Source organism: Gardnerella sp. KA01000 (assembly GCF_049244035.1).
Classification (GTDB): Bacteria; Actinomycetota; Actinomycetes; order Actinomycetales; family Bifidobacteriaceae; genus Bifidobacterium; species Bifidobacterium leopoldii.
The window spans coordinates 1,349,115-1,372,772 of sequence record NZ_CP058367.1; the positions used below are offsets into that span (position 1 = coordinate 1,349,115).

Here is a 23,658-nt window from a genome sequence, read left to right on the forward strand (position 1 = left end):
AGCTAAATCTCTTACTTTGTAATTTTGTGGATTTAAAGCGAAAATAATATTAGAGGGTATATTAATAAATTGCATGTACTTAATCGATAGAAACTTATAATTCGTGCGTGTCTCTAATAAAAAATAAAAAGGACGCTGGCAAACCACCAACGTCCTATGTAATCAAAAATGCTCTATAGCTTTGCTCTAAATCTTATATAAAATAAGCAAAATCACATCTTTTCTGGAGCAGAAACTCCAAGCAAATCAAGACCAGTTGCAATAACTGTGCGCACAGCAGCGTTAAGCTTTAAGCGAGCTGCAGCACGAGCTGGCTCTGGGCACTTTGCAATGCGCTGAGCTTCACGCTCGGCTTCTGGCAAACGATTTTCAGGGTCGGTTAACTCCATTGGCACAACGCGCTCAAGGTTGTACCACTTGTGGTAGCTTGCTGCCAAATCCTCAAGGTAATGCGCAACTCTGTGAGGAGCGCGCAAATCGCCAGCTTGAGCCAAAGCAGCAGGCCATTGAGCCAAAGCAGCCAACACTTCGCCGTCAGCCTCGGTATTAAGCAAGCTTAAATCAGCACCATCTTGCGTAATTCCAGCGTCCGCAGCATTGCGAGCCACATTGCAGCTGCGTGCGTGAGCGTATTGCACGTAATACACAGGATTATCGTTGCTGTGAGAAGCAAGCAAATCCAAATCAATATCAACGCTCGTATTGTAATCTGTGCGAGCAAGCGAGTAGCGTGAAGCATCAACACCAATTGCATCAACTAAATCGTCAATCGTAATAACGTTTCCTGCGCGCTTGCTCATGCGTACAGGCTTGCCATCTTTCATAACGTTTACAAGCTGACCAATAAGAATCTGCATGTTTTCGCCTGGCTTGTCTCCAAAAGCCGCGCACATTGCCATCATTCTGCCAATATAGCCGTGATGATCCGCACCAAGCATGTAAATCGCTACGTCCGCAGGATTCTGTTCGCGATGGCGCTTGTTGCGATAGTACGCAATATCTGCAGCAAAGTAAGCGTAATTGCCGTCAGACTTAATAATTACGCGATCTTTGTCGTCGCCATGCTTAGTGGATTCGAACCAAGTTGCGCCATCTTTTTCAAAAATGTCTCCGCGAGAACGCAAATCTGCAATAGCACGCTCAACTTCGCCATCCTCGTACAGGCTGTTTTCGTGGAACCACACGTCGAAATCAACACGAAAATCGCGCATGGACTTACGGATTTCGGCAAACATCATTGGCACTGCGCGCTTGCGGAACTCTTCGCGCTGCTCGGAATCGCCTTCGCCAAGAGGCAAACCTTCCTCGTCTTTTCCAAGATCAATTCTTGGCAAAGAAAAAACATCAACGCCGTCTGCTTGCGCTTCTTTTATAACAGCGTCTGCGATTTCGTTAATATACGCGCCTTTGTAACCATCTGCAGGCGTTTCTTCGCCATGAGCTGCAGCAACTAAAGACTTTGCAAAACGGTTAATTTGCTCGCCATGATCGTTGAAGTAGTATTCACGCACAACTTTTGCGCCGTTCGCTTCCAAGACTCGAGCCATGGAATCACCAACTGCAGCCCAGCGAGTTCCACCAATGTGGATTGGACCAGTTGGGTTTGCGGAAACAAACTCAAGATTCAAAGTTTTGCCGCTTAAGTGCGTATTTTTGCCAAAATCAGCACCTTGCTTTAAGACCTCGTCTACGACTGCCGCTGCAGAAGCAGAATCAAGCGTTATGTTAATAAAGCCAGGACCTGCAACTTCTACAGACGCAATACCTTCCGCTTCTTGCAAACTCTCAGCAAAAAGCTCGGCTAAATCACTAGGCTTCATACCAGCTTTTTTAGCAAGCTGCATAGCAACATTCGTAGCCCAATCACCGTGTGCGCGATCCTTTGGTCGCATAACTGCAAGTTTTTCGGCAGCAGGAATCAAATCTTCTGTTAGACTGCCAGCTTTACCGCTTGCTACTAAATCTTTAGCAATTTTTTCAATTAATTCACTTAAGCTTTCTGGATTCATGGTTTACAGTCTAGCGTTACCGCGCGATGCTTCGCGATTACAATACACAAAAAGCGCTGGAGTCGAAGATTGACTTCCAGCGCTTTTGTTTTGCGATTAATTATTTTCGATTACTTGCAACTACTTACAGCTACTTCTTTTTTGCAGGAGCTTCGCCGAGTTCGCTTTGAGCAACAGAAACGTTTACGTTAGCTGCATCAGATTCCGCGGAATCAGATGCAGAATCAGAAGAATCTCCAGCAACTGCTGCCTTAACAGCGTTAAGATTTACTTCTCCAGTAACGCGTCCAGCTTCAGCAACGTCATCCAAAGTCTCCTCGACAGCCTTGTAAGCATTTTCTGCTACGTTCAAAGTCACTTGCAAAATAGGAGTCTTCATAGAAACTTTTGCTTCAGACTTAATCTTGCGCAAAGTAGCCAAAGCTTCACCCGCGTAAGCCAAAGTATCTGCAGAAACACCGTTTGCAGCAGCCTCATACGCCTTAGCGCATGGCCAGCTAGCACGATGCACAGAGCCTTCGCCGTCATGCATCCAGCTCCACACTTCTTCAGTAGCGTAAGGCAAGTAAGGAGCAAGCAAGCGAGCCAAAGCATCGAGTGCAAGGCCAAGAGTTGTGCGAGCAGACTTTACAGCAGCTTCGCTTGGAGTGCGTCCAGTTGATTCTGCAGTACCGTAAGCGCGATTCTTTGCAAGCTCAATATAGTCGTCGCAGAACTCCCAGAAGAATGTTTCGATTGCTTCCAAAGCCTTGGAATGCTCGTAAGATTCAAGCGCATCAGTTGCGGTACGAATAACGGATGCGAGCTTTGCCATAACAGAGCGATCCAAAACTTCCGTAACGTCTGCAAAATCCCAATCCGCACTAGCAGACTCAAGAACCTGATGCTCATCATCTTCACGACCAATTGCGAGCGCAAACTTAGTAGCATTCAAAAGCTTAATAGCTAAGCGTCGGCCAATCTTCATTTGGCCTTCGTCGTAAGTTGCATCCAAGCCAAGTTTTGCTGAAGTTGCCCAGTAGCGCACAGCATCAGCACCAAACTCTTCGATTGGCTTATTTGGCACAACCACGTTGCCTTTAGATTTAGACATCTTCTTATGGTCAGGATCAAGAATCCAGCCAGAAAGTGCAGCATGCTTCCAAGGCAAGCAGCCGTTTTCAAGATGTGCGCGATCAACAGTACTAAACAGCCAAGTACGAATAATATCCTGGCCTTGTGGACGCAAATCCATTGGGAAAGTAGCCTTAAACAGAGCTTGATTTTCCTCACCTGGCTCTTCCCAACGAGTCACGATTTGTGGAGTTAAGGAAGATGTAGCCCAAGTGTCCATAATGTCTTGCTCAGCAGTAAAGCCATTTGGCTGGTTACGCTGAGATTCATCGAATCCTTCTGGAACGTCAATAGTTGGATCGATTGGCAAACGATCTTCGCTAGGCGTCAAAGGATGCTCGTAATCCACCTCCCCATTTTCGTTTACTGGATACCAAAGTGGGAATGGCACACCGAAGAAGCGCTGGCGAGAGATAAGCCAGTCACCATTCAAGCCGTGAACCCAATTCTCATAGCGCACGCGCATAAAGTCTGGGTGGAAGTTAAGTTCCTTGCCGCGCTCAATAAGCTCAGTGTTTAGCTTTTCGTCTGTGCCACCGTTCTTTAAGTACCACTGGCGAGAAGTGACGATTTCCAAAGGCTTATCGCCCTTTTCGTAGAAGTTCGTCATACGCTTTGTTGGCTTTGGATCGCCTTCCATGTCTCCAGCTGCTTGCAAAGCTTCAACAATTTCCTTACGAGCAGAGAACGTGGTTTTGCCGGCAATTTTCTCGAACATTTCACGGCCGGATTCATCTGTAATCCAATCAGGAGTCGTCATAACGATGCGACCGTTACGCTGAATAATTGGTCGAGTTGGCAAATTCAAATCGCGCCACCACTCAACGTCTGTTACGTCACCAAAAGTACAGCACATTGCAATGCCAGCACCCTTGTCCATTTGAGCAGCAGAATGCGCCAAAATCGGAACCTTCACCTTAAACAGTGGCGAATAAACTTCCTGACCAAAGTACTTCTTGTAACGCTCATCTTCTGGATTTGCAATTAAAGAAGTGCATGCAGCAAGCAATTCTGGACGCGTAGTTTCAATATAAATTGGCGTACCATCTTCAAAACGGAACGCAATCTTATGATAGAAACCAGGATATTCGCGTGATTCAAGCTCTGCTTGTGCAACTGCAGTCTGGAAAGTCACATCCCACAAACCAGGAGCATCCTTCTGATAAGCCTCTCCGCGAGCAAGATTGCGCAAGAATGCTTTTTGTGCAACTCGGCGAGGCTGCTCGCCAATAGTGTGATAAGTTTGCGACCAGTCTACAGAAAGGCCGAGTCTGCGCCATAATGCTTCAAAAAGCTTCTCATCTTGAGAAGTCAAACGCTCACAAAGCTCAATAAAGTTCTGTCGGCTTACAGGAACCTGATCTTTAGCTTCAATCTTCTTACCTTCAGTGCCTTCAAAAGGCGGCTTAAAATCAGGGTCATACTTCAACGAAGTATCCACTCGCACACCGTAATAATTTTGTACGCGGCGCTCTGTTGGCAAGCCGTTATCATCCCAACCCATTGGGTAGAACACGTCAAAGCCTTGCATGCGCTTATATCGCGCAATGACATCCGTATGCGTGTAAGAGAATACGTGACCTACGTGCAAGTGGCCACTAACGGTTGGAGGTGGAGTATCGATAGAATATACGGCCTTACGGTCGCGAGAATTATGGAATGCGTAAGTTTTAGCTTCGTCCCAATTGCTACGCCACTTGTCTTCAAGACCATCAACGCCAACTTTGTTAGGAAGAGGCGTTAAATGTGCGTGCTTTACTGTGTTATTATCCTGTTCACTCATGAACTGAATATTAGAAACTCAGCGCGACAACGCAAATCTTACGCTTTTCTATTTCACCACTACGCTCTGCAATGGCAGAAGCTGATCCGTCATATTTTTCGTATAGCCGCTTACATTAGACTTTACAGCCATAATGCTCTTTCGAGCATATAACCAGTGAGCTGCAGCATTATTGCTTACTTCGCGCGCATATGCACGAGCATTTGCCTCATATTCGTTTGCATTCTTAGAATGAACCGCATCGGCCCAAGCTTGTTGAGCACGCGCGTCTTGCAAAACGAACGGAGAACCGCTTTCTGCAAACATGCCTTCATCTAAAGTACGATTGCTCGTAGTAAGCGCAAGATCATACTTACCTTCACTAATACGCTTACGCATAGTTTGTTGATCAACTTCTTCAAGATTGACCTTAAAACCGCTCACGGAACTAATCTGTTTTGAAAGCTCGCGCCCAACTCCACCTTCGCCCTGTGGAACAAGAAAATTAATAGTTCCTAAATAGCTTGCGCTAAAGTAATGGAACAAGGGAGCAGCTTTGCCTGGATTATAAGGATACAATCCATTTAAATCTTCATAACCAGTTGAAAGAGGATCAATAGGTCCTCCTACTGGAACACCACCATTGCCATCAGCTGCAAGTACAGTTTGCGCATTCAAAGCGTATCTCGCAGCTTTACGAGCCTGCTCATCGCAGAAAATCGATGAAACTGTTGTATTTATTGCAATAAATCGCACTCTTGTGCTCTGACCCTCTACCATTTGCGTATTAGCAACAGCAGCAAGACGCTTATTTTCGTTACCTTCAAGCGGAACTGCCATTTGAATATTGCCCTTTTCCATTGCCTCAGCTAGAGCAGTATCGCTATTGAAATATTGCAAAGTAATACTTGCACAAGAAGCAGGGGTTCCCCAGTATTTATCGTTGCGAAGTAATACTAAAGAATTGCCTTTATTGTAGTCACTTACAGTGAAAGGACCTGTGCCAAGAGCAGCACTTGCATAGTCGATCATCGATTTTGTGTCATAGACAATGCCAACACGTCCAGCAAGACGACGTAAAAGTAACGCATCTGGATTATTAAGTGTAATTACTAAAGTGTAATCATCCGGATTATTAACAGTTTTAATATTTGTAAGTGCGCTATAACCAGGATAATTATTTGTGATGCCTTGTTTCAAAGATTGTAATACGGAAGTCGAAGTCATCTCACTACCGTTAGAGAAACGCACACCTTGACGCAAATTAAAACGATATGTTAAGCCGTCTTTCGAAATATCCCATGACTTCGCGAGACCTGGTTGCAAACTATTATCATCGCCACGTTTAACAAGAGTTTCGTAAACATTACCAATTAAAGCTTGCTGTAAAGCGTCACTGTCGTCGTTTCTAATATCAAGAGATTCAGGAGCAGTACGTAAACCAACTTTTAGCACTGAGTTACTAGCTGGATGCATTATTGCAGCAAAAGGCGAATGACCCTGGTATATTTGCCATCCACACCACAAAATGCCGCTCATTATTACAGACACAACTACAAACACAACCCATGGCATCCAGTCTGCATTAGTGCGAGCATGAGCTGACCTGGAAGTGCGATACGCATATTTGCCTGTTCTTGACATAACCTACAGTCTATATCAATATCTGAATTGGAAACAACACGCTTTAAATAATTGCCGACGGACATGTTGTATTTAAAGGGCATGAAACACATTTTGGATTCCGAGCAGTGCAAATTTTTCTGCCATGCAAAATAAGTCTATGAGAAAGATTAGTCCACTCTTTAGGAGCAAAATAAGCAGTTATTTCGCGCTCAATAGCAACAGGATTTGGACGATTCTGAACCTTACGCCAACCAAGACGACCTGTAACACGTATTACGTGAGTATCTACAGGAAACCCCGGTAATCCAAATGCGTTGCCAAGAACAACATTGGCAGTTTTACGACCAACACCCGGCAACGATATTAAATCTTCCATATTTGATGGCACTATACCAGAAAAATTATTAAGCAAACATGCAGATAATGAAATAATATTCTGTGCTTTTACTCTATAAAATCCGAGAGGGTAAATAATTGACTCAACTTGAGATACAGGAGCAGCAGCTAAGGAACTCGCGTTGGGAAAAATAGAAAAGAGTTCAGGCGTCACGATATTCACGCGCTTATCCGTAGTTTGCGCGCTTAATACAGTAGCGATTAGTAGCTCAAATGGATTTTTGAAATTTAATGCACACTTCGGCTCCGGTATTTCTTTGCACAATAAATCGTACTCTGCATAAATACGAGCTAATTTCGCTTGTTTTGATTCTCGCATATTAGAGCTTCGATAAATCATTATTGCGCAGACTGCTTATCTGCATCATTTTCAGAATCATCTTCAACACTGCTTTCGGAAATTTCGCTATTCTCATCAGACTCCGAAGGATCAAAGCGATAGCCAACATTACGCACTGTGCCAATTAGATGTTCATATTCAACACCAAGTTTTGCACGAAGCCTACGAATATGAACGTCTACAGTACGAGTGCCACCGTAGTAGTCGTAACCCCATACTTCTTGCAACAAATGAGCACGAGTAAACACCCTGCGCGGATGCTGCACAAAGTATTTCAGCAATTCAAATTCTTTATAAGCTAAATCAACAGGATGACCATGCAAACTCACTGTGTAGCTACGCATATCTACAACAAGATCTCCAGAACGCATAGTTCCATTGTCTGAATTGAAAGAATCATCAATTTCAGAGCCTTGCGAATGCACAAACAAATCATCAGAAGATCCGTGTTGCAAAGAAGCCAAACGCAAACGACCCTCTACTTCTGCCGGAGAAGCATTAGTAAGCACAACATCAGAAATGTTCCACGAAGGATTTACTACAGTAAAACCACCCTCAGTTATAACTAATATGACAGGAACCGTAATATTTGCAACACGCAGAGAAGAACACATTGATTTAGCGAGAGCTAAATCCTCACGCGCATCAAGCAAAAGAATGGTTTGTGCGGGCAGTTTTGCCAAACTTGACGTATCCAAAGAAAGTAAACGCACTTTATGAGATAACAAAGTAAGTGAAGGTAAAACTGAAGAAGGAGAAGCACACGAAGTCATCAATGTGATATCAGTCATATGATGCCTCCAACAAACAATTGATGTAGTAGCAAATTCAGCCTTTACAGGAATTGTAAACCATACTGCGAAAAATAGCGACAACTGCAACACTTGCATCTTCTAAAGATAAAAAATATCAACACAATAAAGCGCAGTGCAGGTTATAGGCTACATTAGTAAATAAACAAAGTAATTTGTTAATATTTTATGAACATATTACGCTTTATAAATATAAAACTTACAGCACTAGGGAGTGTGTATGAGCAATGAAACACGTATCTGCAATAATAAGATGCAGAAAAATGATAATTCTTGCGTAAATGTTCAAAAACATACCCGTATACCTAGCATGAACGCATTAGCGATGTTTGTAAGCCAAATTTTTGTTGTAGTACTTCTCGCAATTGCAGCAATATTGCCAATCGCAACAGCAAAAATAACACTTATATTATGCCTTATCATAATGCTTACATTTATAGCGTTGTGGCCACTGCACGGAAATGTAATTGACCGAGCTATTGCATTATGCGCAGGAATTGCTTCTACATGGTTTGCAACCGGAGTATTAAAGGGATGGCTACCAAAAAGCGTCATTATTGATAACGAAACTGTGTCGATGAGTAAGTTCATTGCTGCAATTCACCCTTACGAACGCTGGGCTGTATCTTTTGCTCTAATTCTTGTAGCAGCAACATTTGTAACATTCTTGAGGCAAATGCTGCGCGAGAATCGCACAAATTTAGTACGAAATCTTTCGCACACGCTTACTGCAAGTATTGCTTGTGCAGCACTTCCGGGTTGGCTATTTTTGCCGTCAATTATTAGCTTTATGCCATCGCTTCGCAATTTAGACGGTGGAATACTCGTTATAGTACTGTGCATATTTATGCTAATCGCGCTATCAGGACTTTCATATTTGTGGGTTCGCAACAATTATGAAGAATACGAAACTGGAATAGTTTCGCACGATATCGCCATTTCTATATTGCCAATAATGCTTTCAGGAATGCTCGTGTATATTGCAGGCCTTGGAATGCTAGTAGCTGCTTAAAATTATTTAAAAGCGTATGCAACGTTACATTTTAATTTACTTTTGAAAGCAGCACGCACTTACATAAAAACGTCGAAAAACACGGTATGTGTCTTCGACGTTTTATTTATTAGCTTTTAATCTTTATTGTTTTACTCATTAAAAGCGAAACTTATTTTTCGCTTTCTTCCAAGCGCTTGCGAGCTGCGACGATTTCCTTCTCAGCCTGCTCTACACCAGCCCAGAAGTCACCAGGAAGAACTTCCTTACCTGGCTCCAAAGCCTTGTACTGCTCGAAGAAGTGCTTGATTTCAGCTTTATGATACTCGTTCACGTCATCGATATCCTTGATGTCGTCAAAACGAACGTCTGCTGGAACGCACAAAACCTTGTCGTCTCCGCCAGCTTCATCAACCATGTGATACAAGCCAACGGCGCGGCACTCAACAACGCATCCTGGGAACACAGAATTTGGAATCATAACAAGAGCGTCAAGTGGATCGCCATCTTCGCCCAAAGTGCCATCAATATAACCGTAATCATCTGGATAACCCATAGCTGTGAAAAGGGTGCGATCCAAGAATACGCGACCAGTTTCGTGATCCACTTCATACTTGTTCTTAGAACCGCGTGGAATCTCTACCACAACGTTAAAAGTTTCTGCCATATTGGCTCCTTTGATAACTTTAATAACAATTCATATAACTGTTCTATCTCACTTTAGCGCGCACCGACGAACGACAGCAATAGAGCATATAAAACAAAATTTTGTTAACAAATTTCGTTAAATGATAAACGTTTTGTATCACTTACAGAAGTAGCATAAAATCACATATTTCTAGCACATCCTAGGCATAGCAACAAGACACGCTTTAAGCTATAAAAGTGTCTTAATACACAGTTACTATTGCTACGTTTTACACACGATATGTTGCATACATACCAGTATGGTTACCGAAGCGTAGGCAAGATGACAAAAAAGAGATGCGTGAACACTTCCACTGCTTCACAAGCAGATCAATCCTTCAAAACAAAGAAGGTTCCTGCAGAAAAAAATGCTAGTAAAACGACCTCAACTAATCTTTCAGCAAACGCAAATAATACCGTAGAAAAAACTATTCATAGCGCAAAAGCTGAAAATAAACAATCATCTACTTTACCTACAAATACTGTTTCGAAGCGAAATAAAGCAATAGACGGTTTAAGAGCTTTAGCAATTATTGGTATTGTATGCTTTCATATGCGTCCAAGCCTTCTTATGGGAGGATTCCTTGGAGTAACACTATTTTTGGTATTGGCAGGATATTTTTGTACGAGATCAGTTCTGCGCTATTTAAACGCAGATGAAAACGCAAAAAATACAAAAAATATCGGAGATAATAATAAAAATACTCAAGGAATCAAGCATTACTGGGAGTATTTACTAAAGCGCGTAAAAAGAATTTGGCCGTCAACACTTGGAATTATCGCTATAACAGCACCAATTATGTGGCTTTTTTCGCCAAGTCTACTACCAAAGTTACAAGCGGATGCTCTTTCAGGCTCCGGATTCTTTAGCAATATAATGTATGTTGCCCGTAAACTTTCATATTTTGAACAGTCCGGACTACCTTCTCCTATCAAACATCTTTGGTATCTCGGACTTTTAATGCAGGCTTTTGTTATATGGCCTATTATCCTTGCTGCACTTATTAAATTCGTGCGTAGCAAGCTAATACGCATGTATATCACAGCAGGCTTAGCCATACTTTCTTCTATTCTTACTTTTACTTTTGCCTACTTATTTAACAATTACACAACTCCAGCTCGCGTCTACTATTCTCTAGATACGAGAGCATCAGAATTCTTAATGGGTGCAATGCTAGCAATGTACGGTGCTTGGTTTGTCAAACATTCATTCCACGCGTGGCTTATTCATGCATTACATTTGCTAATGGGCAAAAAGAACATATCGGTCAGCTTAGCTTCATCAGTTAAGTTAGACAGTAGTGTAGATAATTCAGCACTAACGAAAAAATCAGATAAATCCTGCGCAAATAAAGAAAAAGAGTTTATTGAAGATGGAATACCTGCTGACTTGCGTAAAGGATTACAAATTGATTTATCAGATAATGGCGTAACTCCAGATATACAAGAACTTCCAAATAACGCATTCAATAAGCCAAAAACTGTTTTTTATAATCCACTTCGTGCATGGCAGCGATCTTGCGTTGGGTTATTGGCAACAATTGTGTTGTGCTACTGCTTCGTGTATGCAGAAGGCACATCTTCAGTATTTGTTTTTGGCGGATACACAATAACAGCAGCCGCTTGCACACTAATACTATGGTCTTGCACGCAAACTGATAATATTTGCTCAAGAATATTTGCATGGACTCCACTCGCCTATATCGGCAGACGCTCTTTTGCAATTTATTTAGTTCACTTCCCTGTTCTTGAATTATTCAACCCAGCAAATAGAACAACTGCTATTTCTACAGGAGAGCAAATCTTGCAAGCACTAGTAATAGTTGCACTTGCAGAATGCTTGTATCAGTTATTTGAAAAGCCAATAAAAGATCAACAATTATTTAAGCTTATTCGCTCTGTCTCACTAACTTTGTGCTGCATAATTATTGTGTCGTTAATTATCTTGCCAGTAAATTGGCAGGATATAGCCAAGCATAGGTCAATGCAGCTTCGCCCAGAATTGACAGCACAAGTAGAGCAATCTTCATCGTCAAATAAAAAACCTACTGCTTTTGACAAAACTAATTCTAAGCAAGAAACAAAAGAAAAAGCAGTTCCAAAAGGTGTGCAAAAGAATGTAGTAAAACAGTCTCTTCCACCTACACCATCGAAGTATCGTATTCTCTTCCCTATTGCAGAAAAAGTTCCACGAAATCTTGTTACTACTCATACGCGGATCGACAAACGACGCAATACTTGTTCCGTAAACTTAACTATGGTTGGAGATTCCATTACTGAAGGCGCTAAACCATATTTGATGCAAGTTATGCCTAACGCTTATATAGATGGAAAAGTGAGTAGACAAATTTTCCACGGAGCTGATGAATACGAGAAAGATATTTCGGCAAAACACGCTGGAGATGTGGTGATTTTCGCTCTTGGAACCAACGGTCCTCCTCATGACGATAGCGTGCTTCAACACATGGTTGATGTCGCAAAAGGTAGACCTGTTTATTTCGTTACCACACGAGTTCCGCAACCTTGGCAGGATGCAACGAACGATAGCTTACGCAAGTTCGCAGCAACTCATCATAATGTTGGCATTATAGACTGGCATGGTTTGAGTAATGGTCACTCGGAATATTTGACTGACGATGGAGTTCACTTAACTCCAATTGGCGGTCCACAATACGCGAAGATGATTCGTTTAGCTGTATGCGGCGGCTGAAAATTAGAGTTATAACGCGCTAAAACTTTTTAATACTGTTATTAAGCATAATAAATTGTGTTTTGCGTGGTGAAAATAGCTACGAAATATTACGATAGTATCTATGACTGAGTTGAGGACACTACGTGATTTGCAAGACGCTGGGGAAAGCGTATCTACTTGGACGAATCCTTTGCGCGATCCACGTGATTTGCGTTTAGCTCGCATTGCGGGTCCGTGCAGCCTAGTAATTTTTGGCATTACTGGCGATTTAGCACGCAAAAAACTTATGCCAGCAGTATATGATTTAGCTAATCGCGGGCTTTTGCCTCCAGGATTTGGTTTAACTGGTTTTGCGAGACGCGATTGGACGGATGAACATTTCGTAAACTTTGTGCGCGAAAATATTGAGCAGCATTGCAGAACGCCATTTCGTGAGTCAACTTGGATTAATCTCGCTAAAGGCATACGTTTCGTACGCGGCACCTTTGACGATGCGTCCGCGTTTGAGCGTTTAAGCAAAACAGTGAACGAACTTGATCGAGACAGAGGTACTCGCGGAAATCACGCTTTTTACATGTCTATTCCGCCTTCCAGCTTCCCAGTTGTTGCCCAACAGCTTGCAGCATCAGGTCTTTCGCACTCTTCTGAGCATGCTTGGCGACGCGTAATTATTGAAAAGCCTTTTGGCCACGATTTAGCGAGCGCACGAGAATTGGATCGCGTCGTTTCTGAAGTTTTTGATCCTAATTCTGTGTTCCGAATTGACCATTATTTAGGCAAGGAAACTGTGCAAAATTTGCTGGCTTTCCGCTTTGCTAACGCAATGTATGAGCCGATTTGGAACGCAAATTACGTCGATCACGTGCAAATTACGATGGCTGAAGATATTGGCATTGGCGGAAGAGCCGGATACTACGACGGAATCGGTGCTGCACGTGACGTGATTCAGAACCATTTGCTTCAACTTATGGCGCTTACTGCTATGGAAGAGCCTGTAAGTTTCCGCGCTAGCGATTTGACTGCTGAAAAAACGAAAGTTCTATCCGCAATCCGACTACCTCAAGACTTGGCTGCCAATACTGCTCGAGGACAGTATGCAGCAGGATGGCAAGGCTCTTACAAAGCTGTTGGATACTTGGAAGAGCAAGGAATCGACCCTAAAAGCACTACTGAAACGTACGCTGCAGTGCGACTTGACGTTGATACTCGCCGTTGGGCTGGAGTTCCGTTCTACTTGCGAACCGGAAAACGTTTAGGCAAGCGCGTTACGGAAATTGCTGTTATTTTTAAGCGTGCTCCGCATTTGCCGTTTGAGTCTACTGCAGTTCGAGAGCTTGGTAGCAATGCTATTGTGATTCGAGTGCAACCAGACGAGGGCGTTACTATGCGCTTTGGTGCGAAAGTCCCTGGCGGAACTGCTATGGAAGTTCGAGACGTTTCTATGGACTTTAGTTACGGACGCTCTTTTACTGAAAGTTCCCCTGAAGCTTACGAGCGCTTGATTCTTGACGTACTTCTTGGCGAACCACCGCTATTCCCAACTACGCAAGAAGTAGATTTAAGTTGGAAAATTCTTGACCCTATTGAGGAATTCTGGAGTTCGCTTGGCACACAACCGCAACCATATCGCGCTGGAACATGGGGTCCAGCAGAAGCTGATGCTATGCTTGCTCGAGATAATCGCCATTGGAGGCTGCCATGATTATCAACCTTCCTGATACTAATACAAGCAAAATTGCAGCAAAAATCGACGAATTGCACGAAGAGCACGGCGAATCTGCTACTGGTCGAGTGCTCACTTTGCTTATTGATACAACTCTTAAAGAGTTAGAGCATGCACTTGATGCAGCAAACACAGCTAGCCGCGAGCATCCTTGCCGAGTTATTGCAATGGTTCGAGATTGGTCTAGCGAGCACGCTGCTGAGCGCGGTGAGGTTGTGCCGAATCTCGATGCTCAAGTACGTTTTGGGGCAGATGCTGGAGCTGGCGAAATTATTATTTTGTATCCGCACAACGGTTTAGTTCGTCATCCGGATACGCTTGTCATTCCACTACTTGTGCCAGATGCACCGGTTGTTGCATGGTGGCCAACAAACGCTCCGGAAGATCCTGCTCACGATTTGCTTGGAGCTATGGCAAGTAGCAGAATTACTGACGCACAGCGAGCAGACGATACTCTTAAAACTGTGCAAAACTTGCGTAAAAACTGGTCTCCGCAAGATGCAGATTTGTCTTGGACGCGTTTAACTCCTTGGCGCGCGTTACTTGCTTCTATGCTCGATCAACCTCCACATTTGCCTATTCTTAGCGCGAAGGTTGTGGGTCCTACTCATTACGTATCTCTGCATTTACTAGCAGCTTGGATTAAGAGTAGCTTGCACGTTCCTGTAGAAATAGTTGAAAATCCTGAAGCTCAAGCTATTACTTCCGTAACTTTAGAACGCAAGGATGGCACATTGTCACTCACTCGCCCTGCTGGCGGAGATCAAGCTTTGATTAGCCTGCCTGGACAGGCTGCACAACCTATTGCGCTTCCTATTCGCACTCTGGATGATTGCTTAAGCGAAGAATTGCGACGCATTGATCCTGACGAAATTTATGCGCAGCTGGTGCGAGATAATCCTTCAGAAAATGCGTGAAACATTACGTGAAACAATTCGTGAAATATTTTTAATTGCATAAAAGGAACAACTATGACAAATAATGAAGTTACTTTTGCACATAACGCAAGTATTTACGGATACGATAATCGCGATGTGCTTGCAGCCGTTGCAGCCCAACGTCTAGTAACGCTTATTATGGAATCACAGAATGATGTGCAAAATCTCAATAAACCATTTCATTTATTACTTACTGGTGGCACAGATTCAATACGCATGTTCCAAATGCTTGCTAATAACCCGCTTTTACCAGCAATTAATTGGAATTTAGTGCATATTTGGTGGGCAGATGAGCGTTTCGTAGCTTATGATAGCGAGGATCGCAATGCGCGCAAGGCTCGCGAAATGTTTCTTAACTTACTTACTTCTAACAAAGCTTTGACAGAATCTCATATTCACGAAATGCCTGCAGATGAGCGTAATGCGGAGGAAATTGTAGCAGCCAGCGACGCTGAAAATGACGCTATTTTAGACGCTGCAGCGCGCGACTATGAGGAAGAAATCGTGAGCATACTTGGCAAAGAGCCAGTGTTTGATCTAGCAATTCTTGGCATGGGGCCGGATGCGCATATGGCTTCACTTTTCCCAGGATTACCGCAGGTTAATAATCGCGATCGCATTGTTGTTGGAGTAAATCACTCCCCTAAACTTCCGCCAATGCGATTGTCTCTTACAGTTCCTGTGCTGGCTCACAGCCACCGCACTTGGTTCTTGACTGCCGGAGTAGAAAAAGGCGCTGCTTTAATGAATGTACTTTCTGGTGATAATAATCCAGAATATCCTGCGTCTTTTGCAAACGGAACTGACGAAATCTCTTGGCTAACCACCGCGGAAACTTTGCAAGCTGCTATTAAGTAACTTGTATAGCTTTCTAGCAACATGCATAATACTCAGAACAATAAATAACAGACCTCTGCATAATAATGCAAAGGTCTGTTATCTCTAAATATTATTTGTTTTAATCTTGCTTTACTTCTGGGCGATTAGGCTCTGCCCACAAAGTGTGGAATACGCCTGGCTCGTCAATGCGACCGTAAGTGTGAGCGCCGAAGAAATCACGCTGAGCCTGAATAAGCGAAGCTGGCAAACGCTTGGAACGCAATCCATCGTAGTATGCAAGCAAGCTAGAGAATGCTGGCACAGGAACCCCGTGCTCAACTGCACGCGCAATAACACGACGCCAAGCAGCCTGCGACTTTTCAATAGCATCCTTAAAGTACGGTGCAAAAAGCAAAGAAACGCTCGCTTCACCGGACTCAAAAGCCTCAGAAACGCGGTTCAAGAACTGAGCGCGAATAATGCATCCACCACGCCAAATGCGAGCAACCGCAGCCTGGTCAATCTTCCAATCATGCTCAATTGCAGCAGCAGCAATCTCGTCGAATCCCTGAGCATAAGAAACAATCTTAGAAGCGTACAAAGCTTGGCGAATATCCTCAATAAACGCCTTACGCTCAGCATCGTTCAAATCAAAATGCACATCCGGACCAGTCAAACCTTGGCTTTCAGCAGCTTCTCGCAAAGCAACCTGGCTGGAAAGTCCGCGAGCAAACACGGCTTCAGCAATACCGGTAACTGGTATTCCGAGAGAAAGCGCAGACTGTACAGTCCAAGTACCAGTGCCCTTCATGCCAGCGTGATCCACCATCATCTCAACCAAAGGCTTACCAGTTTTAGCATCCTTCTGGCGAAGCACATCAGCCGTAATCTCAATCAAATAAGAATCAAGTTCGCCCTTATTCCACTCGCTAAACACGTCTGCAATTTCGTCGGATTTCATGCCCAAGCCGCGAAGCATTAAATCGTAGCTTTCGGCAATAAGCTGCATATCCGAGTACTCGATGCCATTGTGAACCATCTTCACAAAATGACCAGCGCCGTCAGTACCAATATGTGTTACGCAAGGCTCACCTTCAGCAACAGCAGCAATAGACTTCAAAATAGGACCAAGAGTCTTCCAAGATTCCTCAGTGCCACCAGGCATCATCGAAGGACCACGCAAAGCACCTTCTTCGCCGCCAGAAACACCGCAACCAACGTAATGAAGACCACGCGCGCGAATGTCACGCTCTCTGCGAATCGTATCTTCAAAATAAGAGTTTCCGCCGTCGACGATAATATCTCCAGGCTCCATAGCATTTGCAAGTTCTTCAATCACAGCATCAGTAGGAGCACCAGCTTTTACCATAATTATTGCGGTGCGCGGACGCTTTAGAGAAGCCACAAATTCTTCAACAGTTTTTGAAGGCACAAAAGCACCTTCACTGCCATGCTCATTCATTAAAGTTTCAGTGCGCGAATAATGACGATTATAAACAGCTACTGTATTTCCATGATGCGCAAGATTACGCGCTAAATTCGAACCCATGGCAGCCAAACCAACAACACCAATATTTGCCTGAGCTTGAGTCATAATGACACCTCTTATCTTGTACTTGTTTTGTTATTTGCACGCATGCTTTGCGCACCCAAGCAATCTGCATTATCTACAAAATGCACAACTTTTTATTTTGCGTTACGCCCCTTCAAGAAACGCACTTAATAATTTTATAGGCGGATATGCACAAGGCTTAACAATATGCAAGTTAAGTAGTTCCAAATATAAATTCTGTGAAATAGATTACATTTTTAATCGTTAAAACTAAGCTCATATTCACTTCATAAAACACGACACGCTTACAAACACGCTATTTTTAGCTATTTTAAATAATAACTATATATAGTGTTTACACAGTCGACACACCACTATAAATAGTGCTTATTCAGAGTAAGCTAACTACTTGGCTTTTGTCGATACAACACGGAATTGCAAAATTCCCCCATCACCAGAGGAGATTGAAATGACTATCACAGTGTTTACTAAACCTCATTGCCCACAGTGTGATGCAACTAAGCGACAGTTCACAAAACTTGGCGTGAACTTTGAAACAGTAGACTTGTCAAAAAGCCCTGAATCACTCGAACAGTTAAGAAATGCCGGATACCGTCAAGCTCCAGTAGTCATTGCTCCCGACGCATCCTGGAGTGGGTACCGTCCAGATCTAATTGCGCAAATTGCGGATAAACTCGGAACTTCCGCAGAGGCAGCAAAAGAAGCATAAGAAATGTGTGAGCAAGAAAATATAACACAACAAAGCGAGCCTGAATCGCGCGCACAAGGCGAATCAATCGGAGCTGTAGTCTACTTTTCCTCAGTTTCCGAAAACACGTTAAGATTTGTGCAAAATTGCGATTTTCCAAGCAATAACGTAAACGTGTACCGCATACCACTTCGCCCTAAAGAGCCGGAATTAAACGTGCGCGAACCGTACGTTTTGATTGTTCCAACTTACGGCGGTGGAAATATTGCGAAAGCAATACCAATGCAAGTTCGCAAATTCTTAAATAATCGCGAAAATCGTTCGTTTATTCGCGGGGTAATTTCTTCCGGAAATACAAATTTTGGAGAAGCATATTGCGCTGCAGGCGGTCAAATTGCAGGAAAGTGCAAAATCCCAAATATGTACTCGTTTGAACTCACGGGAACTGCAGAAGATATAGAAAAAGTAGCGCATGGGATACCGAGATTTTTAAAACAACTCAAAGAAACAGAACAAACGAAATAAACGAAATAAGTAAAAGAAACAAAACAAACAGCGTTTGAAAAACAAAAATAACGCATGAAGAAAGGAACAAACCCCATGAATAGCACAGATCCGATGAACGAATCTACTTCGCTTAATCTTGATCACACTGATTCTGCAAGCACAACTGCCAGCACAACAGCAGAGCGCATTCGCAACAGCCGCGACTACCACGTTCTTAACGCTATGCTCGGTCTTTTTGACCCAGAAAAAGGCATTCAGTTTGATAAAGATCAGGAAGCAGAAAAGCTTTACGTTTCGGATTACGTGCAAGAACACAGCATGAAGTTTGCTTCAACTCGCGAACGCTTGAACTATTTGATTGACAACTATTACTACAACGGCAACGTGTTCAACAAATACAGCGATGAGTTTCTCGATAAATTCTACGAGCATGCAGAAGCCGCTCACCACACTTTTGGCACATTCTTAGGTGCTTTTAAGTTCTACACTTCTTACGCTTTAAAGACTTTCGACGGCAAACAGTATTTGGAAAACTTCGCTCAACGCGCAGCTGCAGTCGCTTTGGAACTCGCAGACGGCGACGAAAAAGCAGCGCTCAACTATTTGGACGAAATGCTTGCAGGTCGCTTCCAGCCAGCCACTCCAACGTTCTTGAATCTTGGTAAAGCTCAGCGCGGAGAGGCTGTGAGCTGCTTCCTCGTGCGTTTGGAAGATAATATGGAGTCTATTGCGCGCGGAATTAATTCTGCTTTGCAACTTTCTAAACGAGGCGGCGGCGTGGCTCTTTTGCTTACGAATTTGCGCGAGCTTGGCGCTCCTATTAAGCGCATCGAAAATCAGTCGAGTGGCGTTGTACCTGTTATGAAGCTTTTGGAAGATTCATTCTCTTACGCTAATCAGCTTGGCGCTCGTCAGGGCGCTGGTGCTGTGTATATTAGCGCTCACCACCCAGATATTATGCGTTTCCTCGACACTAAGCGCGAGAACGCGGACGAGAAGATTCGTATTAAGTCGCTTTCTTTAGGCGTTGTTATTCCAGATATTACTTTTGAGCTTGCTAAGCGCAAAGAAAAGATGGCTTTGTTTAGCCCTTACGATGTTGAGCGCGAATATGGCAAGCCTTTTGCAGACATTTCTGTTACTGAACATTACGACGAGATGGTTGCAAATCCTCGCATTCACAAGAAGTACATCGACGCTCGCGAATTCTTTATGACACTTGCGGAAATTCAGTTTGAGTCTGGCTACCCTTACATTTTGTTTGAGGATACTGTGAATCGCACAAATCCTATTAAGGGTCGCATTACTATGAGCAACTTGTGCTCCGAGATTTTGCAAACTCAGGAAGCAAGCACTTATAACGCTGACTTATCTTATAGTCACGTTGGCCGCGACATTTCTTGCAATCTCGGCTCTCTTAATATTGCTAAGGCAATGGATGGTGACTTGGGTGCAAGCGTTGATTTGGCGGTACGTGCGCTCACTTCTGTTTCTGAGCATACTTCGATTGATTCTGTACCTTCGATTCGTCGCGGAAACGCAGAAGGTCACGCTATTGGCTTGGGTCAAATGAATTTGCACGGTTTCCTTGCTCGCGAGCACATGCAGTACGGAAGCGAGGAAGCTCTTGACTTTACAGACATGTACTTTATGACTGTTGCTTACCACGCTTATAAGGCTTCTCACGCTTTGGCTGTAGAGCGCGGACACGCTTTTGCAAGCTTTAAAACGAGTGCCTACGCTAAGCCTGCAGGAAAAGGCAACTATTTCGATAAATACACTGATGGAAGTCGTTCTCTTGAGCCTCGCACTCAAGCGGTTCGCGATTTGTTTGCTCGTTTCAATGTTGCGATTCCAAGTGTTTCAGACTGGGAGCAACTGCGCGACGAGATTTTGCGCGACGGCATTTACAACGAGTATTTGCAGGCTGTTCCTCCAACTGGCTCAATCTCTTACATCAACCATTCCACGAGTTCAATCCACCCAATTGCTTCTCGCATTGAGATTCGTAAAGAGGGCAAAGTTGGTCGCGTCTACTACCCTGCAGCATACATGACGAACGACAATATGCAGTACTTTAAGGATGCTTACGAGATTGGCTGGAAGGCAATTATTGATACTTACGCTGAAGCAACTCAGCATGTGGATCAGGGATTGTCGCTTACTTTGTTCTTCCCAGACACTACGACTACTCGCGATTTGAATAAGGCTCAGATTTACGCATGGCGCAAGGGCATTAAGACTCTTTACTACATTCGTATTCGCCAGAAAGCTTTGGAAGGTACGGAAATTGAAGGTTGCGTAAGCTGCACACTATAAGTAGTAGTGATAAAAATTTTAGCTACGTAGATATTTCCAAATTAAATAAAAAAACTTAAAAATTTTGTAAAACGTAAACACAAGATCAGGAGTAATTATGACAGAACTCGATACAACTGCGCTCGATCCAACAGCATTGCGCAGTAGCCTCGATAAGCCTTTCGGCACAAATCGCGTAATCGCAGATGACGCTATGATGGCAGCTTCTATCACACCATCTCAGTACCGCTACCATCACGGATCGCGTGTACGCCCAGTTAATTGGAATAATATTGTTGACGACAAGGATTTGGACGTTTGGAATCGTCTTATTGCTAACTTCTGGCTTCCTGAAAAAGTGCCGCTGAGCAACGATATTCCTTCTTGGCGTTCCCTCACCGATCTTGAACGCAAGACCACTACTCGCGTTTTTACGGGCTTGACTTTGCTTGATACTAGCCAGGCAACTATTGGCGAGCTTTGCCAGATTGAGCACGCTCGCACTGAGCACGAGCAGGCTATTTACACGAATATTGCTTTTATGCAGTCGATTCACGCGCGCTCCTACTCCTCTATTTTCTCTACTCTTTGCTCTAGCGAGGAAATTGACGAAGCTTACCGTTGGGCTGTTGGCAACGATGTTTTGCAGCAGCGCGTCACCACTGTGCTTTGCGAGTACGAGAGCGAAGATCCGCTTAAACGCAAGATTGCTGCAACTATGCTTTCTTCACTTCTTCTTTACGCGGGATTCTACCTTCCGCTTTATTTTGCTTCTCGCGGAAAGATGATGAACACTGCCGATATGATTCGTTTGATTTTGCGCGATAAGGCGATTCACGGCTATTATTCTGGTTACAAGTTCCAGCGCGGTTTGGAGCTTAGAAGCGAGAACGATAAGAAGAATCTTGAAAAGTTCACTATGAACTTGCTCGATACTTTGTACGATTTGGAAGTTGAGTATTCTGGTCAGATTTACGAAGGATTTGACTTCCACGATGACGTTTTTGACTTCGTTCGTTATAACGCTAACAAGGCTTTGATGAATCTTGGCTATCCTGCTAAGTACAGCGAAGAAGAAACTCACGTAAGCCCAGAAATTCTCGCAGCTCTATCTCCTGCTGCCGACGAAAATCACGACTTCTTCTCCGGCTCTGGCTCCAGCTACATCATGGGAAAGTCTGTTGAAACCGACGACGACGATTGGGACTTCTAGTCGCATAATTGATTGTTTATTTGATTAACTGACTGTTCGATTGGTTAACTAATTAATTTAATTAGTTAACCAATTTAATTTATCTAAGTCAATTATTGAACCAAAATATCGTATACATAAAAACTGAAAAATTAGAAAGTAACATGAGCCCCCTCAGCCTTTATGGTACACTATGGAAAAGAAACTGGTTTTGTTAATCCCTTTATGCAAAAATCAGCAGTGACTATCAATTCATCCTCCGTTTAAACTAAGCGTTTTGGGCTGAACTGAGCAGGCGCTCAAGTTTGGAATCCAAATTGATAAGGATGCCTAGCAGTTGTTAGTCACATCTATACGAAGAAAGAAGGTCAGTTATGGGGAAAATGACTTATAAAAAAGTACTTTGTGTTGTAGTGCTATTCAGTTCGCTGGTGGGGCTAGCGGCCTGCGGTAGCTCCAAAGCAAACAATTCAGCGTCTACGAAAATAACCCATCAGTCAACTAAAAAACATTCAAAATCAATCAAAAAACCTTCAGAAAAGAACGTTCCTGAGGCTTTTGTGAAAGGCGAAAAAGGAACTTTTGAAGCACTAGGTGAAACTAAACCCGTTATTTGGGACGCTTATCCTGATAAGTTGGCCTACGTGAAAGATGCTTTTTATCATTGGACACTTCAAGACGACTGGTTCCAAGTCATTACTGGTCACTACATGGTCGTCGACCGTTTAAATACTTCAGGAATGTTATTAAAGAAACTTCAAAAGGGCACACCAGTTAAATTAAACGGCAAAGACTATAAAGTGGCAGATTATAAAGACTTTGAAGGAGGAGGCAGCGCGGATAAATTGTTAAGCCAGTTCAAAGGATATGTTGAGCAATTCCCTAAATCTGCTTACTTTATTCAAACCTGTCTTGATGCCAGAACTTATGGCGGACAACGTTTAGTAGTTCTTGACGTAACAAAATAGTAAATGGTTTAGCCACAAAATTTAGGCTATTTGCCAAATTTTGTTGTTTTGAAAATATTGCCTGTTAATCAATATCGTTGATGAACAGGCAATATTTTTTAACTGATTACGCGACTGTATCGTATAACTTTAATTGCACAGTCGCTATGTTATACGCGTTATCGTGGTTAATTTACGCTATCTGTCCTCTTCAAGACCAGCAGTGAATTTTTCTGCTAAGATGTGAAAGCCTTCTAAATATTCTCCATAACCATCGGCAATAATCGCATCGTCATGAACTACAAACTTATTATTTTCTAACACTACATACTTGGTAAAGAATTGCTCAAGCTCTGCAGCCAATTTATCAAAATCTTCTTCAGAAAGCTCATCGTCATCGTCACTAGTATTTGCTGCAGCAGATGGATTCCAATTTTTTACTCCAAAATCTTGACTCATGATATTCCTTCTTCTTAATGTAATCTATGAATATTGCATATTAGCATCCTAGACAGCAACCAAAAAGTTACTGATAAATAAAAAAC

18 protein-coding genes are annotated in these 23,658 nt (G+C 43.1%); 10 read left to right on the forward strand and 8 right to left on the reverse strand.

Features of this window, described 5'->3' with window-relative positions; genetic code table 11:
* Window positions 1–212: 212 nt before the first annotated feature.
* The 5 genes from argS to HXT58_RS05255 all read right to left on the reverse strand — a co-directional run bounded on the left by argS (window position 213) and on the right by HXT58_RS05255 (window position 8,037).
* The gene (gene argS / locus HXT58_RS05235; RefSeq protein ID WP_410295692.1) at window positions 213–2,009 is read right to left on the reverse strand and encodes an arginine--tRNA ligase; all 1,797 of its coding nucleotides are present in this window, start codon (window positions 2,007–2,009) and stop codon (window positions 213–215) included.
* Between the two features lie 130 nt (window positions 2,010–2,139).
* On the reverse strand, window positions 2,140–4,905 hold the full coding sequence (gene valS / locus HXT58_RS05240; protein ID WP_415705786.1) for a valine--tRNA ligase: 2,766 nt from the start codon (window positions 4,903–4,905) through the stop codon (window positions 2,140–2,142).
* 48 nt (window positions 4,906–4,953) lie between these two features.
* A complete protein-coding gene (locus HXT58_RS05245; protein ID WP_064340652.1) occupies window positions 4,954–6,459 on the reverse strand; it encodes an ABC transporter substrate-binding protein in 1,506 nt (501 codons plus the stop codon).
* A 112-nt stretch (window positions 6,460–6,571) separates the two neighbouring features.
* Window positions 6,572–7,225 carry an endonuclease III gene (nth, locus tag HXT58_RS05250; RefSeq protein WP_032835362.1) on the reverse strand — a complete coding sequence of 218 codons (654 nt, stop codon included), beginning with the start codon at window positions 7,223–7,225 and terminating at the stop codon, window positions 6,572–6,574.
* A 20-nt stretch (window positions 7,226–7,245) separates the two neighbouring features.
* Window positions 7,246–8,037 (reverse strand): response regulator transcription factor, encoded by a 792-nt coding sequence (locus tag HXT58_RS05255; RefSeq protein ID WP_032835323.1) that lies wholly within the window; start codon window positions 8,035–8,037, stop codon window positions 7,246–7,248.
* A 241-nt stretch (window positions 8,038–8,278) separates the two neighbouring features.
* Between HXT58_RS05255 and HXT58_RS05260 the strand changes: the two genes are divergently transcribed.
* The gene (locus tag HXT58_RS05260) at window positions 8,279–9,070 is read left to right on the forward strand and encodes a hypothetical protein (RefSeq protein ID WP_004574144.1); all 792 of its coding nucleotides are present in this window, start codon (window positions 8,279–8,281) and stop codon (window positions 9,068–9,070) included.
* 151 nt (window positions 9,071–9,221) lie between these two features.
* Here HXT58_RS05260 and HXT58_RS05265 read toward each other — a convergent pair whose 3' ends face one another.
* Window positions 9,222–9,716: an inorganic diphosphatase gene (locus HXT58_RS05265; protein WP_004105658.1), complete on the reverse strand. Its 495-nt coding sequence runs from the start codon at window positions 9,714–9,716 to the stop codon at window positions 9,222–9,224.
* Window positions 9,717–10,037: 321 nt separating this feature from the next.
* Here HXT58_RS05265 and HXT58_RS05270 point away from each other — a divergent pair, with 321 nt between their 5' ends.
* From HXT58_RS05270 to pgl, 4 genes are all read left to right on the forward strand, one after another.
* The gene (locus HXT58_RS05270; protein WP_112928861.1) at window positions 10,038–12,446 is read left to right on the forward strand and encodes an acyltransferase family protein; all 2,409 of its coding nucleotides are present in this window, start codon (window positions 10,038–10,040) and stop codon (window positions 12,444–12,446) included.
* Between the two features lie 103 nt (window positions 12,447–12,549).
* Window positions 12,550–14,130 (forward strand): glucose-6-phosphate dehydrogenase, encoded by a 1,581-nt coding sequence (gene zwf / locus HXT58_RS05275; protein WP_004105660.1) that lies wholly within the window; start codon window positions 12,550–12,552, stop codon window positions 14,128–14,130.
* Window positions 14,127–15,068, forward strand: coding sequence for a glucose-6-phosphate dehydrogenase assembly protein OpcA (locus HXT58_RS05280; protein ID WP_421775627.1), 942 nt, complete (start codon window positions 14,127–14,129; stop codon window positions 15,066–15,068). Before zwf ends, HXT58_RS05280 begins: the two co-directional genes overlap by 4 nt.
* 54 nt (window positions 15,069–15,122) lie before the next feature.
* Complete coding sequence (gene pgl / locus HXT58_RS05285) at window positions 15,123–15,947, forward strand: 6-phosphogluconolactonase (protein ID WP_004574148.1); 825 nt, start codon at window positions 15,123–15,125, stop codon at window positions 15,945–15,947.
* A gap of 100 nt (window positions 15,948–16,047) precedes the next feature.
* On the opposite strand, the gene gndA is transcribed toward pgl, so the two are convergent.
* Window positions 16,048–17,502 carry an NADP-dependent phosphogluconate dehydrogenase gene (gndA, locus tag HXT58_RS05290; RefSeq protein WP_004574149.1) on the reverse strand — a complete coding sequence of 485 codons (1,455 nt, stop codon included), beginning with the start codon at window positions 17,500–17,502 and terminating at the stop codon, window positions 16,048–16,050.
* A gap of 427 nt (window positions 17,503–17,929) precedes the next feature.
* On the opposite strand from gndA, the gene nrdH reads away from it, so the two are divergent.
* From nrdH to HXT58_RS05315, 5 genes are all read left to right on the forward strand, one after another.
* Window positions 17,930–18,190: a glutaredoxin-like protein NrdH gene (nrdH, locus tag HXT58_RS05295; RefSeq protein ID WP_004574150.1), complete on the forward strand. Its 261-nt coding sequence runs from the start codon at window positions 17,930–17,932 to the stop codon at window positions 18,188–18,190.
* Window positions 18,191–18,193: 3 nt separating this feature from the next.
* Window positions 18,194–18,694 (forward strand): class Ib ribonucleoside-diphosphate reductase assembly flavoprotein NrdI, encoded by a 501-nt coding sequence (gene nrdI, locus HXT58_RS05300; RefSeq protein ID WP_064621463.1) that lies wholly within the window; start codon window positions 18,194–18,196, stop codon window positions 18,692–18,694.
* A gap of 75 nt (window positions 18,695–18,769) precedes the next feature.
* A complete protein-coding gene (gene nrdE, locus HXT58_RS05305) occupies window positions 18,770–20,995 on the forward strand; it encodes a class 1b ribonucleoside-diphosphate reductase subunit alpha (RefSeq protein WP_415705783.1) in 2,226 nt (741 codons plus the stop codon).
* 97 nt (window positions 20,996–21,092) lie between these two features.
* The gene (nrdF, locus tag HXT58_RS05310; protein ID WP_004105670.1) at window positions 21,093–22,187 is read left to right on the forward strand and encodes a class 1b ribonucleoside-diphosphate reductase subunit beta; all 1,095 of its coding nucleotides are present in this window, start codon (window positions 21,093–21,095) and stop codon (window positions 22,185–22,187) included.
* Window positions 22,188–22,540: 353 nt separating this feature from the next.
* Window positions 22,541–23,134, forward strand: a complete 594-nt coding sequence (locus HXT58_RS05315; RefSeq protein ID WP_421775628.1) for a hypothetical protein — start codon at window positions 22,541–22,543, stop codon at window positions 23,132–23,134.
* Between the two features lie 177 nt (window positions 23,135–23,311).
* Here the strand turns inward: HXT58_RS05315 and HXT58_RS05320 are convergent, their stop codons facing one another.
* Complete coding sequence (locus tag HXT58_RS05320) at window positions 23,312–23,572, reverse strand: hypothetical protein (protein WP_004105674.1); 261 nt, start codon at window positions 23,570–23,572, stop codon at window positions 23,312–23,314.
* Window positions 23,573–23,658: the final 86 nt, after the last annotated feature.